At 67.3% G+C, this 15,161-nt stretch carries 11 protein-coding genes and 3 tRNA genes; 3 read left to right on the top strand and 11 right to left on the bottom strand.

Features of this window, described 5'->3' with window-relative positions; all coding sequences use genetic code 11:
* Window positions 1-67 precede the first annotated feature (67 nt).
* Both EV670_RS12395 and EV670_RS12390 read right to left on the bottom strand, forming a co-directional pair.
* A complete protein-coding gene (locus EV670_RS12395; protein WP_130432490.1) occupies window positions 68-643 on the bottom strand; it encodes a BPSL1445 family SYLF domain-containing lipoprotein in 576 nt (191 codons plus the stop codon).
* Between the two features lie 138 nt (window positions 644-781).
* Window positions 782-1,159, bottom strand: a complete 378-nt coding sequence (locus EV670_RS12390) for an SHOCT domain-containing protein (protein ID WP_130432488.1) — start codon at window positions 1,157-1,159, stop codon at window positions 782-784.
* A gap of 77 nt (window positions 1,160-1,236) precedes the next feature.
* Here EV670_RS12390 and EV670_RS18940 point away from each other — a divergent pair, with 77 nt between their 5' ends.
* Window positions 1,237-1,368, top strand: coding sequence for a hypothetical protein (locus tag EV670_RS18940; protein ID WP_278044418.1), 132 nt, complete (start codon window positions 1,237-1,239; stop codon window positions 1,366-1,368).
* Between the two features lie 131 nt (window positions 1,369-1,499).
* On the opposite strand, the gene EV670_RS12385 is transcribed toward EV670_RS18940, so the two are convergent.
* A tRNA-Asp gene (locus tag EV670_RS12385) sits at window positions 1,500-1,576 on the bottom strand.
* A 276-nt stretch (window positions 1,577-1,852) separates the two neighbouring features.
* On the opposite strand from EV670_RS12385, the gene EV670_RS12380 reads away from it, so the two are divergent.
* On the top strand, window positions 1,853-4,918 hold the full coding sequence (locus EV670_RS12380) for a bifunctional diguanylate cyclase/phosphodiesterase (protein WP_130432486.1): 3,066 nt from the start codon (window positions 1,853-1,855) through the stop codon (window positions 4,916-4,918).
* A gap of 13 nt (window positions 4,919-4,931) precedes the next feature.
* On the opposite strand, the gene EV670_RS12375 is transcribed toward EV670_RS12380, so the two are convergent.
* The 4 genes from EV670_RS12375 to EV670_RS12360 all read right to left on the bottom strand — a co-directional run bounded on the left by EV670_RS12375 (window position 4,932) and on the right by EV670_RS12360 (window position 9,490).
* Window positions 4,932-5,891, bottom strand: a complete 960-nt coding sequence (locus EV670_RS12375) for an NAD(P)H-dependent flavin oxidoreductase (protein ID WP_130432484.1) — start codon at window positions 5,889-5,891, stop codon at window positions 4,932-4,934.
* A 17-nt stretch (window positions 5,892-5,908) separates the two neighbouring features.
* Window positions 5,909-7,699, bottom strand: a complete 1,791-nt coding sequence (locus EV670_RS12370; RefSeq protein ID WP_130432482.1) for an acyl-CoA dehydrogenase — start codon at window positions 7,697-7,699, stop codon at window positions 5,909-5,911.
* A gap of 85 nt (window positions 7,700-7,784) precedes the next feature.
* The gene (locus tag EV670_RS12365; protein ID WP_130432480.1) at window positions 7,785-8,720 is read right to left on the bottom strand and encodes an electron transfer flavoprotein subunit alpha/FixB family protein; all 936 of its coding nucleotides are present in this window, start codon (window positions 8,718-8,720) and stop codon (window positions 7,785-7,787) included.
* A 14-nt stretch (window positions 8,721-8,734) separates the two neighbouring features.
* Window positions 8,735-9,490, bottom strand: coding sequence for an electron transfer flavoprotein subunit beta/FixA family protein (locus EV670_RS12360; protein WP_130432478.1), 756 nt, complete (start codon window positions 9,488-9,490; stop codon window positions 8,735-8,737).
* Between the two features lie 164 nt (window positions 9,491-9,654).
* On the opposite strand from EV670_RS12360, the gene murI reads away from it, so the two are divergent.
* Window positions 9,655-10,479, top strand: a complete 825-nt coding sequence (gene murI, locus EV670_RS12355; protein ID WP_130432476.1) for a glutamate racemase — start codon at window positions 9,655-9,657, stop codon at window positions 10,477-10,479.
* Window positions 10,480-10,897: 418 nt separating this feature from the next.
* On the opposite strand, the gene EV670_RS12350 is transcribed toward murI, so the two are convergent.
* From EV670_RS12350 to clpX, 4 genes are all read right to left on the bottom strand, one after another.
* Window positions 10,898-10,971: transfer RNA gene (locus tag EV670_RS12350), tRNA-Cys, on the bottom strand.
* Window positions 10,972-11,046: 75 nt separating this feature from the next.
* A tRNA-Gly gene (locus EV670_RS12345) sits at window positions 11,047-11,122 on the bottom strand.
* A gap of 109 nt (window positions 11,123-11,231) precedes the next feature.
* A complete protein-coding gene (gene lon / locus EV670_RS12340; protein WP_130432474.1) occupies window positions 11,232-13,661 on the bottom strand; it encodes an endopeptidase La in 2,430 nt (809 codons plus the stop codon).
* Between the two features lie 134 nt (window positions 13,662-13,795).
* Window positions 13,796-15,070, bottom strand: a complete 1,275-nt coding sequence (gene clpX, locus EV670_RS12335) for an ATP-dependent Clp protease ATP-binding subunit ClpX (RefSeq protein WP_130432472.1) — start codon at window positions 15,068-15,070, stop codon at window positions 13,796-13,798.
* Between the last annotated feature and the right edge of the window lie 91 nt (window positions 15,071-15,161).

Here is a 15,161-nt window from a genome sequence, read left to right as displayed (position 1 = left end):
TGTGCGGCTCAGCGCTGCCGGGGCAGCGCTAGGTGTCGGGCCAGGCCCGGCCCGACACCTGGGACCATCAGAGATCGAGCCTGTTGATGCGCGTGCCGTCGAGGGTGAGGTTCGCCATCAGGCCGGCGTTCGTGAGCACGAAGGCGACGATCGGCTGCTGCACGCTGCGCGTGTCGACGCGCGCGTTGGTACCCACCGAGATCAGTGTCACGCCAGCGTCGACGCCAACCTGCCAACCACGGCTCGCATTGAACTTGGCGAGCGCCTCCTGCGTCATGAACAGGTAGATCACCGCGGTCGACTGGGCGCCGGCAATGAGCCCGACCGACAACGAGCTCGTCCGGAAGAAGCCCGTGGTGACACCGGCCTCTCGCATCGCGCCCTCGCCTGTCGCGCCGCCGACGCCCAGGCCGGCGGCAATGACGCTCGGGAACACCAGCACGCCGCGCGCAGACTTGACCAGTTCCTCCGATCCGCCCACCTGCGTGTAGAGGTTGCTCAGGGCACGATCGACACTGGTGTTGATGTCGTTGCGACGAGCCTGCGGATCACTCGATGCGCTCGTGGTGGTCGTGCAGCCGGCCGACAGCAGCGAGACGGCGGCGACCGACGCGCCAGCTACGAGAAAAGTGCGCTTGTCCATGATTCACCTCCCCGAACAAGGTTGGGATTTCGCGCCGGACGTCCGGGTTGCCCGGCGCGAAACGGGATCTGGCCTCGGCCTGCGCATCGCACACGGGTGAGGTGCGCGCGGCGAGCGCCGCAAGAAGCATCAGTTTCTTCAGCCCAGTGCCTTGGCCTTGAGCTTGGCGAACTCTTCGGCACTGATCGTGCCCGCGTCCAGCAACTTCTTGGCGTCGCCGATCTGATCGGCAGCCGACTTGCCGGCGATGGAGCGGATGTAGGCGTCGGTTTCCGACTTGGCGTCGTGGATGGCCTTGAGCTGACGATGCCCCATGCCCTTGCCGCGGGCAATGATGTAGATCAGCGCGGTCAGGAACGGCAGGAAGATCAGGCCGAGCACCCACAGCGCCTTGGCAAAGCCGCCCAACTCGGGGTCGCGGAACAGGTCGATGACGATCTGGAAGAGGACGAAGAGGTAGGCGATGAAAACGAATGTCCAGATCATCAACCACATGATTTCCCAGAAGCTGCTCATGAACGTTCTTCCTTCAGACAATTAATGTTGAACTGCCTTGCAAGAGCCGGGATCGACAACCGCATCTTCCCTGCGCAATGGCCACCCGCGCCGGCCGATTTGCCACCGTGGGCGATTGGATTCTGCATCAATCGATTCGTGACGGATGCACGATTCACATCGCATTGACCGCCGACAAACTGCTCGTCAAAGAGCGCCGGTGTGCCTGAACCACACCGCCTGAACGAGTGATTGGCAGCGCACCTGGCAGCGCCGCAGCGCGCGATCGTTGCGTCGCGCGCGGCCCTCGACACGGGACGAGAAAAAGCCCCCAGAACTTGCGCTCTGGGGGCTGGATCTTTGGCGGAGTGGACGGGGCTCGAACCCGCGACCCCCGGCGTGACAGGCCGGTATTCTAACCAACTGAACTACCACTCCACGTTGGTTCACACTGATGATCTGTCGCGATCAGGTGAAGCAGCGAGTGTACAACATTTTCCGCTCCTCGCGCAAGGCTGCGGCCCTTTGCTCACTGCAGGCGCGGCGGTACACGGAGGTCTGCGGCCGAGCCGTCGCATTCAGGCATCGGCCGCAAAAAACGCCCACCGCAAGAGGGCCGGCGTGGGGTTGCCGTTGCTACAGTCCGCTCGCACCTGCGTGTGTCGATGCGAGCCGCACCTGGGAGCGCTCCAACACCCCAGCTGCAACCCGCGCATGCCCCAACCGCCCGCCGTCTCTTCGAGCCTGATCGACGTGATGCTGCCTGCCGCCCAAGCGCCGCAAGCCGTCGGCGTAGCATCGGCGAGCCGGCTGCGCTGGCTCTGGCGTTCGCTCGTCGTCGGCCTGGCCTACTACCTGACCGGCCGCCTGGGCCTACTGCTGCCCTACCAGGATGCCCACATCACGCTGCTGTGGCTGCCGTCCGGCATTGCCATGGCCGCCCTGCTGCGTTGGGGCTCCGCAATGGCGCCGGCCATCGCACTCGCGGCCGCCTGCACGGCGCTCTCGATCGGCTCCTCGTTCGCGCTGTCGCTGGCGCTGGCCTTGGGCAACACGGCAGGACCGTGGTTGGGCAGCATCTGGCTGCGCAGAGTCGGCTTTCGCCACGCGATGGACCGCCCGCGCGACGTGCTCGCCTACCTCGCGATCGGTGCCGGCTTCGGCATGGTGGTCACGGCCACCAACGGCGTCGTCGCATTGATGTCGGCCGGGCTCATCGGCTCGGCCGCGGCGCCGGCGGCCTGGCTTGGCTGGTGGCTTGGCGATGCCATCGGTGCGCTGATCGCCGGGGTGCCGCTGCTGACCTGGCCGCCGCGCGGCACGCTGCGGCGTCGCATCAGCGCGGTCGACCGACTGTTGAACGCGGCGCTGGTGGTGGTGGCGTTCGGCACCGGCAGCATCAGCTTCCTTCAGCCGCCAGGCTCGGCGTTCACCCCCTTTGTCTTCATTCCGCACCTGCTGCTTGCGGTGCTGGCGATCCGCGCCGGGCTGCACTACGCATCGCTCACCGCGCTCGTGCTCGCGGCCGTCGCCGCGTGGGGCACCGCGACCGGCCAGGGTCCGCTCTACAGCGACAACGTCCGCGAGGGACTGTCGCTGCTGTGGGGCTATATCGCCACGCTGACCGCGCTGCCGCTGCTGATCGCGGTCCTGGTGGCCGAACGCAGCCGCAGCGAGGATCGCTGGCAGCTCGCGCTGGAGGGCACCGGCACCGGCGTCGCCGACTGGGACGTGCGCGAGGGCCGGGTCCAGTACTCGCGGCGCTGGAAGGCGATGCTGGGCTACGCCGTGCACGAGATCGGCACCGGGATCGACGAGTGGCGCGGTCGCGTCCACACCGACGACCTTGCACGCCTGCAGGCGGCACTCGACGAGTTGCTCGCAGGCCGTCGCAACGAGCTGCGCATCGAGCATCGGCTGCGCTGCCGCGACGGTCGCTGGAAGTGGTTCGAGTTGCATGCACGGGTGGTCGAGCGTTCCGAACGCGGCAACCCGCTGCGGCTGATCTCGACCGCGATCGATGTCACCGAGCGCCATGGCGCGGCCGAGCGACAGCGCCTGTCGACCAACCTCGTGCAGCACCTGCACGAGGGCCTGGTGATCACCGACGCACAGTGCCGCATCCTGCACGTCAATCCGGCCTACACGCGGCTGACCGGCACCGCGCGCGAGGAACTCATCGGCACCGTGCCGGCACTGTTGCAGCCCGACAGCGACGACGGCCCGCGCGATGAACTGGGCGAGGACCTGCGGCGCCGGCGCGCCGAGCTGCGCAACGCGCTCAAGGCCGGCGACGTCTGGCGCGGCGAGCTGATCGCGCAGCGTCGCAGCGCCAGTCGCTACACCCAGCAGATCACGGTGTCGGTGGTGCGCAACGCGACCGGCGACGTCGAGCACCATGTGCTGGCGGTCTCGGACATCACCACCGCGCGCCAGCAGCGCGAGCAGCTCGAGCGCCAGGCCCACTACGACCCGCTGACCCAGCTACCCAACCGCCTGCGGCTGGCCACCTTGCTGCGCGAGGCGATCGCGGCGGCCGACCGCGACGGCCACTCGTTGGCGATCGCCTATCTCGACCTCGACCACTTCAAGCCGCTCAACGACCAGTTCGGCCATGACGCCGGCGATCGCCTGCTGGCCGAGCTCTCGCAACGGCTGCGCTCGGCGCTGCGCGGCCACGACGTGGTCGCGCGCCTCGGAGGCGACGAGTTCGTGCTGCTGATGCGCACGACCTCGATGCAGGAATGTTCGCAGGCGCTGCAGCGCGTGCTGCAGGCCGTCACGCAGCCCTACACGATGGGCATGCCGCGCGCCTGGAACGTCACCGCCAGCATCGGAGTCACGGTCTATCCGAGCGACCGCGCCGACGCCGACACTCTGCTGCGCCACGCCGACCACGCGATGTACGGGGCCAAGCAGGCCGGCCGCAACCAGGTTCAGTTCTTCGACCCCGAACTCGACCGCCAGACCATGGCGCGGCGCGAGGCGGCGCGCCGCGTGGACGCCGCCATCGCCGCCGGCGAGTTCATCCTCTACTACCAGCCCAAGGTCGACATGCGCCTGCGCGAGGTGGTCGGCTTCGAGGCGCTGCTGCGCTGGCAGCGGCCACAGTACGGCCTGCTGCCGCCGTCGGAGTTCCTGCCGCTGGTGGAAACCGCGGAGCTCGCGGTCAAGCTCGGCGACTGGGTCATCGACCAGGCGCTGCGCCAGCTCAGCAACTGGAGCGCCGACGGCCTGCACCTCAACGTCAGCGTCAACATCTCGGGTCGCCACCTGCAGCACCCGGAGTTTGCCGAGCGCCTGCGCGAGTTGCTGACGCAGCACGACCCCTTGCTGGCGCGCCGGCTCGAACTCGAAGTGCTCGAGACCGCCGCGCTGGCCGACCCGCGCCGCACCTCGGAGGTGATGGACCGCTGCCGCACGCTCGGCGTGCGCTTCGCGCTCGACGACTTCGGGACCGGCTACTCGCAGCTCACCTACCTGCGCGATCTGCCGATCGACGCGCTCAAGATCGACCGCAGCTTCGTGCGCGGCATGCTCGAGGCAGCTGCCGATCGCGCCATCGTCGAAGGCGTGATCGCGCTGTCGCGCACCTTCGGCTGCGCCGTCATCGCCGAGGGCGTGGAGTCAGCCGAGCAGGCGTCGGCGCTGGTCGCTGCCGGTTGCTCCATCGGCCAGGGCTACGGCATCGCCGCACCGATGCCGGCCGCGGCGGTGCCGGGCTGGGTCGACGGCTACCGCGCCCACGTGGCGGTGACGCAACCGGCCGAGCCGGTCTAGTTCGGCAGCGGCCTCAGGCCGCCAGCAGCGCGGCCCGCGCGGCGCGGTACTCGGTCGCGAGACGCGCCACCATCGCCGCGGCCGGCACGACCTCGCGCACCGCGCCGATGCCCTGGCCGCAACCCCAGATGTCCTTCCAGGCCTTCTTTGCACCGTAGTCGCTGCCGAAGCTCATCTTGCTCGGGTCGCTGTGCTCGAGGTTGTCGGGGTCGAGCCCGGCGGCACGGATCGACGGCTTCAGGTAGTTGCCGTGCACGCCGGTGAAGAGGTTGCTGTAGACGATGTCGTCGCTGTCGCTGTCGACGATCATCTGCTTGTAGGCCTCGGCGGCGCGCGCCTCGTCGGTGGCGATGAAGGCCGAACCGATGTAGGCGAAGTCGGCGCCCATCGCCTGCGCCGCCAGCACCGCACCGCCGGTGGCGATCGAGCCCGACAGCGCCAGCGGCCCGTCGAACCACTGCCGGATCTCCTGCACCAGCGCGAACGGGCTCTTGACGCCCGCATGGCCACCGGCCCCGGCAGCCACCGCGATCAGGCCGTCGGCGCCCTTCTCGATCGCCTTCTTCGCGAAGAAGTTGTTGATGATGTCGTGCAGTACCACGCCGCCCCAGCCGTGCACCGCGTCGTTGAGGTCGGTGCGCGCGCCCAGCGAGGTGATGATGATCGGCACCTTGTACTTGGCGCAGAGCTCGAGATCGTGCTCGAGCCGGTCGTTGCTCTTGTGCACGATCTGGTTGATCGCGAAAGGTGCGGCCTTCTGCTCCGGATGGTCACGGTCCCAGGCCGCGAGGGTCTCGGTGATCTCGGCCAGCCACTCGTCGAGTTGCGAGGCCGGGCGCGCGTTGAGCGAGGGCATCGAGCCGACGACGCCGGCCTTGCACTGTTCGATCACGAGCTTGGGATTGCTGATGATGAACAGCGGCGAGCCGATGATCGGAAGCGGCAGGTTCTGGAGGATCTTGGGCAGCGGCAAGGTGGACTCCCTTGGGTTCAGAAGGACTCGAGGGCCATCGCGTTGGCGCTCTCGCCGCCCTCGACGATGGCGTCGCGCAGCGCGCCGGTGCGACTCAGGATGTGCTCGGCATAGAAGCGCGCGGTGGTGATCTTGGCGTTCATGAACGGCAGGTCTGCACTGGCCGCGGCCTTGTCCTCGGCCGCCATCAGCGCGCGCGCCATCTGCCAGCCGGCGACCAGGTTGCCGGCCAGCATCAGGTAGGGCACCGATCCGGCGAACACGGCGTTCGGGTTGCCCTTGGCATTCGACGCGACGAAGCCCACCGCCTCCAGCCAAGCCTCGCGCGCCGCCTTCAGGTGCTTCAGCATCGAGCGCGCCGCCGCGCTGCTGCGGTCCGAGAGTCGCGCCTCGGTGGCGGCGATCTGCGCCGCGATCGCACGCGCCGTGGCGCCGCCATCGCGCGCCGTCTTGCGGCCGACCAGGTCGTTGGCCTGGATCGCGGTGGTGCCTTCGTAGATCGTGAGGATCTTGGCGTCGCGGTAGTACTGCGCGGCGCCGGTCTCCTCGATGAAGCCCATGCCGCCATGCACCTGCACCCCGAGGCTCGTGACCTCGAGGCTCATCTCGGTGCTGTAGCCCTTGACCAGCGGAACGAGAAATTCATAGAAGGCCTGGTTCTGCTTGCGCACGTCGGCATCCGGATGCGCGTGCGCCGCGTCGTAGGCCGCGGCCGCGACGCTCGCCATCGCGCGGCAACCCTCGGTCAGCGCGCGCATGGTCATCAGCATGCGCTTGACGTCGGGGTGGTGGATGATCGGCGCCGCGCCCGGCAGCGAGCCGTCGACCGGGCGGCTCTGCACGCGGTCCTTCGCGTACTGCACCGCCTTCTGGTAGGCCCGCTCGGCCAGCGCGATGCCCTGCACGCCAACGCCGTAGCGGGCCGCGTTCATCATGATGAACATGTACTCGAGGCCGCGGTTCTCCTCGCCGACGAGATAGCCGATGGCGCCACCGTGGTCGCCGTACTGCAGCACCGCGGTCGGGCTCGCCTTGATGCCTAGCTTGTGCTCGATGCTCACGCAATGCACGTCATTGCGCGCTCCGAGCGAGCCGTCGGCGCCCACCATGAACTTCGGTGCGACGAACAGCGATATGCCCTTGACGCCCTCGGGCGCGCCGGCCACGCGCGCCAGCACCAGATGGACGATGTTGTCGGCCACATCGTGCTCGCCCCAGGTGATGAATATCTTGGTGCCGAAGATCTTGTAGGTTCCGTCGCCCTGCGGCTCGGCGCGCGTGCGCACCAGCGAGAGGTCGGAGCCGGCCTGCGGCTCGGTCAGGTTCATCGAGCCGGTCCACTCGCCCGAGACCATCTTCGGCAGGTAGACGCGCTTGAGTTCGTCGCTGCCAGCGGTCAGCAGCGCCTCGATCGCGCCGTCGGTCAGCAGCGGGCACAGCGCGAAGCTGAGGTTGGCGCTGTTGATCATCTCGCCGCAGGCGGCGGCAATGGTCTTGGGCGCGCCCTGGCCGCCGTGGTCGGCCGGGTGCTGCAGCCCCTGCCAGCCGCCCTCGGAGAACTGGCGATAGGCCTCCTTGAAGCCGGGCGTGGTCGTGACCTTGCCGCCCTTGAAGAACGAAGGGTTCTTGTCGCCCTCGAAGTTGAGCGGCGCGATCACGCCCTCGTTGAACTTGGCGCATTCCTCGAGCACCGCCTGCGCGGTCTCGACGCCGAAATCCTCGAAGCCGGGGATCTTTGCCACCTCGTCGAGGGCGGCCAGTTCGGCCATGCAGAACAGCATGTCCTTCACGGGGGCCTGGTAGCTCATCGCTGTCTCCTGAACTGCAAAAAGAAAAGCGCCCGGACGCTGGATCGTCGGGGCGCTTCGGTGCGGTTGTCGCGCGGGACGCGCGTCAGCCGAGTTCCTTGACCAGTGCCGGCACCGCCTCGAAGAGATCGGCCTCGAGGCTGTAGTCGGCGACGCTGAAGATTGGGGCTTCGGGGTCCTTGTTGATCGCGACGATCACCTTGGAGTCCTTCATGCCGGCCAAGTGCTGGATCGCGCCGCTGATGCCGGCCGCGATGTAGAGCTGCGGGGCGACGATCTTGCCGGTCTGGCCGACCTGCCAGTCGTTGGGCGCGTAGCCGGCGTCGACCGCGGCGCGCGAGGCGCCGAGCGCGGCGCCGAGCTTGTCGGCCAGCGGCGTCAGCACCTCGTTGAACTTGTCGCTCGAGCCGAGCGCGCGGCCGCCGCTGACGATGATCTTGGCGGCGGTCAGCTCGGGCCGGTCGTTCTTGGCGATCTCGCTGCCGACGAAGCTGGACTTGCCGCTGTCGGCCACCGCGGCGACCGCCTCGACCGCAGCGCTGCCGCCGCTGGTGGCCGCCGGGTCGAAGCCGGTCGTGCGCACGGTCAGGACCTTGGTGGCGTCCAGGCTCTGCACGGTGGCGATCGCGTTGCCCGCGTAGATCGGGCGCTCGAAGCTGTCGGCTGCCAGCACCTTGGTGACGTCGGAAACCTGCGCCACGTCGAGCAGCGCGGCCACGCGCGGCGCGACGTTCTTGCCATGCGCGGTGGCCGGGAACACCAGGTGGCTGTAGCCACTGGCGATGGCCAGCACCTGAGCAGCAACGTTCTCCGCCAGTTGCTCGGCGAGTTGCGGTGCGTCGGCATGCAGCACCTTGGCGACGCCGGCGATCGCCGCTGCGGCCTGCGCGGCACCGGCGGCGTTGTGGCCGGCGATCAGCACGTGGACATCGCCACCGCACTGGGCAGCGGCGGTGATGGTGTTGAGGGTGGCGCCCTTGAGGGTGCCGTGGTCGTGTTCAGCAATGACGAGAGCGGTCATGACGGCGGTACTCCTCAGATCACCTTGGCTTCGGTCTTCAGCTTGGCCACCAGCGTGGCGACGTCGGGCACCTTGATGCCGGCGCTGCGCTTGGGCGGCTCGCCGACCTTGAGCGTCTTGATGCGCGGGCTCACGTCCACGCCCAGGTCGGCCGGCTTGACGACCTCGAGCGTCTTCTTCTTGGCCTTCATGATGTTGGGCAGGGTCACGTAGCGCGGCTCGTTGAGGCGCAGGTCGGTCGTGATCACCGCCGGCAGCGTGAGCTCGAGCGTCTCGAGGCCGCCATCGATCTCGCGCGTGACGCGCACCTTGTCGCCGGCCACTTCGACCTTCGAGGCGAAGGTAGCCTGCGGCCAGCCGAGCAGCGCAGCCAGCATCTGGCCGGTCTGGTTGCAGTCGTCGTCGATGGCCTGCTTGCCGAGGATCACGAGTTGCGGCTGCTCCTTGTCGACCAGTGCCTTGAGCAGCTTTGCCACGGCCAGCGGCTGAAGCTCGAGGTCGGCAGCGGTCTCGACCAGCACCGCGCGATCGGCACCGATCGCCATCGCGGTGCGCAGCGTCTCCTGGCACTGCGTCACGCCGCACGAGACCGCGATCACCTCGGTCAGCACGCCCTTCTCCTTGAGCCGCGTCGCCTCTTCGACGGCGATCTCGTCGAAGGGGTTCATGCTCATCTTGACGTTGGCGATGTCGACGCCCGTGCCATCGGACTTCACGCGAACCTTCACGTTGTAGTCGACGACCCGCTTGACCGGAACCAGAGCCTTCATGCGACGCACTCCTAGCGAATGTCAGAAAAACAGTCTGTGATTCTAGAAAGCGAATCGACCCTGCGCGGGCCGTGTCTCGCCTAAAAAAAGCACGATCGTTCGATTCTATATCAACCCGTACCGGGCTCCGGCCGCCGAGGCGCGCCGGCTAGACTCGCCCGCGCATGATTCATACGCCCAAAGACCCGGTCCGCATCGGCCTCTTCGACTCCGGCGTCGGCGGTCTGTCGGTGCTGCGCGCCTTGCAGCGGCGACTGCCCGGCGCCGAGCTGTTCTACATCGCCGACTCGGCCCACGCGCCCTATGGCGAACGCGATGCGGCCTTCGTGCAGCAGCGCTCGATCGCACTCACCGACGCGCTGCTCGGCGCCGGCGCGCAGATCGTCGTCGTCGCCTGCAACACCGCGACGGCGCTCGCGATCGACATGCTGCGCGCGCGTTACCCCGGCACGCGATTCGTCGGCGTCGAACCCGGGTTGAAGCCAGCGCTGGCGTCGAGCCGCAACGGCCGCATCGGCGTGATGGCAACCAGCGCGACGCTGGCCAGCACCCGCTTTGCCCGCCTGCTGGCCGAGCAGCAACGACCGGCCGTGCAGTTCCTGTTGCGAGCCTGTCCAGGCCTCGCGCAGGCGCTCGAGGAGGGCGACGTCGGCAGTGCTTCGGTCAGCGCCATCGTCGCGCGTGACGCCGGCGCCCTGCGCGCCTCGGGGGTCGACACCGTGGTGCTGGGCTGCACCCACTATCCCTTCGCCAGCAGCGCGATCGCCGAGGTCCTCGGCGCCGACGTGGTGCTGGTCGATACCGCGCCGGCCGTTGCCGAGCAGTGCGCACGACTGGCCGACGAACGGGGCGCCGCTGGCCGCCGCGCTGCGCGCAGGATCGTTCTGTCGACGACCGGTGATCAGCAGCGCCTGCGACAGATCGCCGAACGCTGGCTCGACTTCGAGTTCGAACTGCAGCCGCTGGCAGCTGCGATGAACGCAGCCTGAAGAACTTGGTGCCCCGGGCCAGGCTCGAACTGGCACGCCGCCTTACGGCTAAGCCGCGGATTTTCTTGCCACTTCGGCTTTCGCCGCCGTTGCCGCGAGGGCGACGTTCGTGGTCTGGAATGCGCCTTGACCATGGCGGCTCGCGCCGCGACAGGCCCCCGCCGTCCACTCTCTACACCTTCCGCCGTGTCGGTCGGTTCAGGACCGGCGCGGGGCTTGGCTCGGCATCACCTCGGCGCGTGCATCGGCAGGCGCCAGGGGCTTCACCGACTTTGACGGGATTCACGCCGGGCGTTTCCGACCCGGGTGCTCAAATTGATCTCAAGTCCGCTGTGTCTACCGGTTTCACCACCGGGGCATGACCGCAATCCTAGCCGCACAAACGAAAACGGCTCCCATAGGGAGCCGCTCGATCGTCTGGAGGCGCGGGGCGGAGTCGAACCGCCCTGGACGGATTTGCAATCCGCTGCATAACCGCTTTGCTACCGCGCCGTCGTGAGCCCAGCTTGCGCTGCACTCTCGCTTGCTCTGACGAAAAAGGGAAGCCGGAGCTTCCCTTTTTGAATCTGGAGCGGGAGACGAGTCTCGAACTCGCGACCTTAACCTTGGCAAGGTTACGCTCTACCAACTGAGCTACTCCCGCGTCGCTCGCTTCAACTTTTTTCTGCTGCTTTGACTGCAGCGTCGCTTCGTTGTCGCGAGCCTCGCATTCTATGGCACTTCCGCGAATCGCGCAAGTGCCCCGGCCTTCATCAATGCTTGAGCGCGTCTCCGGCTACCCCTTCCGCGGGCGCGTCGGTCTTCGCCGCCGCGACTTCGGCCTTGGCCACCTCCTCGTCAGGCAACGACTCCGGCATGCGCTCGAGCGCCAGTTCGAGCACCTTGTCGACCCACCTGACCGGAACGATCTCGAGATGGTTCTTCACGTTCTCCGGAATGTCCTGCAGATCCTTGACGTTCTCTTCGGGGATCAGCACGGTCTTGATACCGCCACGATGCGCCGCGAGCAACTTCTCCTTGAGACCGCCGATCGCCGTGACCTCGCCACGCAGCGTGATCTCGCCGGTCATCGCCACGCCGGCCTTGACCGGGATGCCGGTGAGCGAGGACACCAGCGCCGTCACCATCGCCGCGCCGGCGCTCGGGCCGTCCTTGGGCGTGGCGCCGTCGGGCACGTGCACGTGCACGTCGCGCTTCTCGAACATCTCGTCCTTGATGCCGAGCCGGCGCGAGCGTGAACGCACCACCGAGCGCGCCGCCTCGACCGATTCCTTCATCACGTCGCCGAGCGAGCCGGTGCGGATGATGTTGCCCTTGCCCGGCATCACCGCGGCCTCGATCGTTAGCAGGTCGCCGCCGACCTCGGTCCATGCCAGGCCGACCACCTGGCCGACCTGGTTCTGCTTCTCGGCACGACCGAAGTCGTACTTGCGCACGCCGAGGAAGTCATTGAGGTTTTCTTCCTCGACGACCACCCGGCCTTCGTACTTCTTCAGCGCCAGGCCCTTGACCACCTTGCGGCAGATCTTGCCGATCTCGCGCTCGAGCGAGCGCACGCCGGCCTCGCGCGTGTAGTAGCGAATGATCCCGCGGATCGCCGACTCGCTGACCTCGAGCTCCTCGTCCTTCACGCCGTTGTTCTTGCGCTGCTTGGGCAGCAGGTACTTCTGCGCGATGTTGAGCTTCTCGTCCTCGGTGTAGCCGGCGAGGCGGATCACTTCCATCCGGTCGAGCAGCGCCGGAGGGATGTTCATCGAGTTGCTGGTGGCAACGAACATCACATCGCTCAGGTCGAAGTCGACCTCGATGTAGTGGTCGCCGAAGGTGTGGTTCTGCTCCGGGTCGAGCACCTCGAGCAGCGCGCTCGACGGATCGCCGCGGAAGTCCATGCCCAGCTTGTCGATCTCGTCGAGCAGGAACAGCGGATTGCGGGTGCCGACCTTGCTGAGGTTCTGCAGCACCTTGCCCGGCATCGAGCCGATGTAGGTGCGGCGGTGGCCGCGGATCTCGGCCTCGTCACGCACGCCGCCAAGCGCCATGCGCACGAACTTGCGGCCGGTGGCACGCGCCACGCTCTGGCCGAGCGAGGTCTTGCCAACGCCCGGGGGGCCGACCAGGCACAGGATCGGCGCCTTGACCTTCTCGACGCGCTGCTGCACCGCGAGGTACTCGAGGATGCGGTCCTTGACCTTCTCGAGGCCGTAGTGATCCTCGTTGAGCACTTCCTCGGCGTGCGGCAGGTCGTGCTTGATCTTGGTCTTCCTGCTCCACGGCAGGTTGACCAGGGTGTCAATGTAGTTGCGAACGACGGTCGCCTCGGCCGACATCGGCGACATCAGCTTGAGCTTCTTGAGCTCGTTCTCGGCCTTCTTGCGCGCTTCCTTGGGCATGCGCGCGGCCTTGATCTTCTTCTCGAGCTCGTCGAGGTCGGCACCTTCCTCGCCCTCGCCGAGTTCCTTCTGGATCGCCTTGACCTGCTCGTTGAGGTAGTACTCGCGCTGGCTCTTCTCCATCTGGCGCTTGACGCGGCCACGGATGCGCTTTTCGACCTGCAGGATGTCGACCTCGTGCTCGAGCTGCTCGAGCAGCTTCTCGAGCCGCTTGCCGACCGAGACCAGGTCGAGCACGGCCTGCTTGCTGTCGAGCTTGAGCGGCAGGTGGGCGGCGATCGTGTCGGCCAGGCGGCCGGCATCGTCGATGCCGGCGATCGAGGTCAGGATCTCGGGCGGGATCTTCTTGTTGAGCTTGACGTACTGGTCGAACTGCTGCGTCACGGCGCGGCGCAGGGCCTCGACCTCGCTCGATGCGGTCGCCTCCGGCGGCACCGGCAGCACTTCGGCGGTGAAGTGTTCGCCGTTGTCGTCGATGCTGCGGGTGGTCGCGCGCTGCACGCCCTCGACCAGCACCTTCACGGTGCCGTCGGGCAGCTTGAGCATCTGCAGGATGCTCGAGACGCAACCGACCTCGAACATGTCCTCGGGCTTGGGCTCGTCCTTGCCGGCGGCCTTCTGTGCCACCAGCATGATCTGGCGGCCGGCTTCCATGGCCGCCTCGAGCGCCTTGATCGACTTGGGGCGCCCCACGAACAGCGGGATCACCATGTGCGGGAAGACCACCACGTCGCGCAGCGGCAGCAGCGGCAGCGTGATCGGTTCGGCGGGGAGGATCGGGTGACCTGACATTGAAGCCTCTCTTTCTCAGACCGCGCAGGTGCGGGTCGAGTGGCGGATTGCAAGAACGGGACCGCCGGCGCTACAAGGCCGCACCCAGCTGGGCGGGGCCGCGCGACGGCAGGTCATGAAGAGCGGCGGATGTTTCAGGCGCTGGCCTTCGCTTGCTCGCGATAGACGAGCAGCGGCTTGGCGCTCTCGTCGATGGTGTGCTCGTCGATCACGACCTTGGCGACGCCGTCGAAGGTCGGCAATTCGAACATCGTGTCGAGCAGCGCCAGTTCCATGATCGAGCGCAGCCCGCGGGCGCCGGTCTTGCGCGCCAGTGCCTTGCGCGCGATCGCGTTCAGCGCCGACGGCCGCACCTCGAGTTCGACCCGGTCCATCGCGAACAGCGCCTGGTACTGCTTGACCAGCGCGTTCTTCGGCTCGGTCAGGATCTGCACCAGCGCGTCCTCGGTGAGTTCACCCAGCGTGGCGACCACCGGCAACCGGCCGACCAGTTCAGGGATCAGCCCGAACTTGATCAGGTCTTCGGGCTCGACCTCGCGGAACACCTCGCTGACACGCTTTTCGGCCTTGCTCTTGACCGTTGCGCCGAAGCCGATGCCCGACTTCTCGGAGCGGTTCTGGATCACCTTCTCCAACCCGTCGAAGGCGCCGCCGCAGATGAACAGGATGTTGGTCGTGTCGATCTGCAGGAAGTCCTGGTTCGGATGCTTGCGTCCGCCCTGCGGCGGCACGCTGGCCATCGTGCCCTCGACCAGCTTGAGCAGCGCCTGCTGCACGCCCTCACCCGAGACGTCGCGCGTGATCGACGGGTTGTCGGCCTTGCGGCTGATCTTGTCGATCTCGTCGATGTAGACGATGCCGCGCTGGGCGCGCTCGACCTCGTAGTTGCAGTTCTGCAGCAGCTTCTGGATGATGTTCTCGACATCCTCACCCACGTAGCCGGCCTCGGTCAGCGTGGTGGCGTCGGCGATCACGAAGGGCACGTTGAGCATGCGCGCCAGCGTCTGCGCCAGCAGCGTCTTGCCGGAGCCGGTCGGGCCGATCAGCAGGATGTTGCTCTTGCTGAGTTCGACCTCGTCCTTCTTCTTGCCGTCGCCGATGTGGCGCAAGCGCTTGTAGTGGTTGTAGACCGCCACCGCCAGCGTGCGCTTGGCGGCGTCCTGGCCGATCACGTAGCCGTCGAGCAACGCCTTGATCTCGCTGGGCACCGGCAGGTCGCCCTTGGCGGCCTTGGCGTCGACCGCGTCGGCCGGTACTTCGTCACGAATGATGTCGTTGCAGAGCTCGATGCATTCATCGCAGATGAACACCGAGGGGCCGGCGATCAGCTTCTTGACCTCGTGCTGGCTCTTGCCGCAGAACGAGCAGTACAGCACTTTCTCGCTGGAGGAGCCTTTTTTCTCGGGCATGGTACGACGTGCCGTAAGGGGGTTCTGAAGGATGATAGTTCAAAAGAAAACGGGGCCTAGCACGCTGGAAAGGCCCCGTTTCCTGCGATGT

It is taken from the genome of Rivibacter subsaxonicus (assembly GCF_004217215.1).
GTDB classification, from domain to species: Bacteria; Pseudomonadota; Gammaproteobacteria; order Burkholderiales; family Burkholderiaceae_C; genus Rivibacter; species Rivibacter subsaxonicus.
The sequence above is the reverse complement of the archived record's forward strand: the minus strand, read 5'-3'. Positions and strand labels throughout refer to the sequence as shown.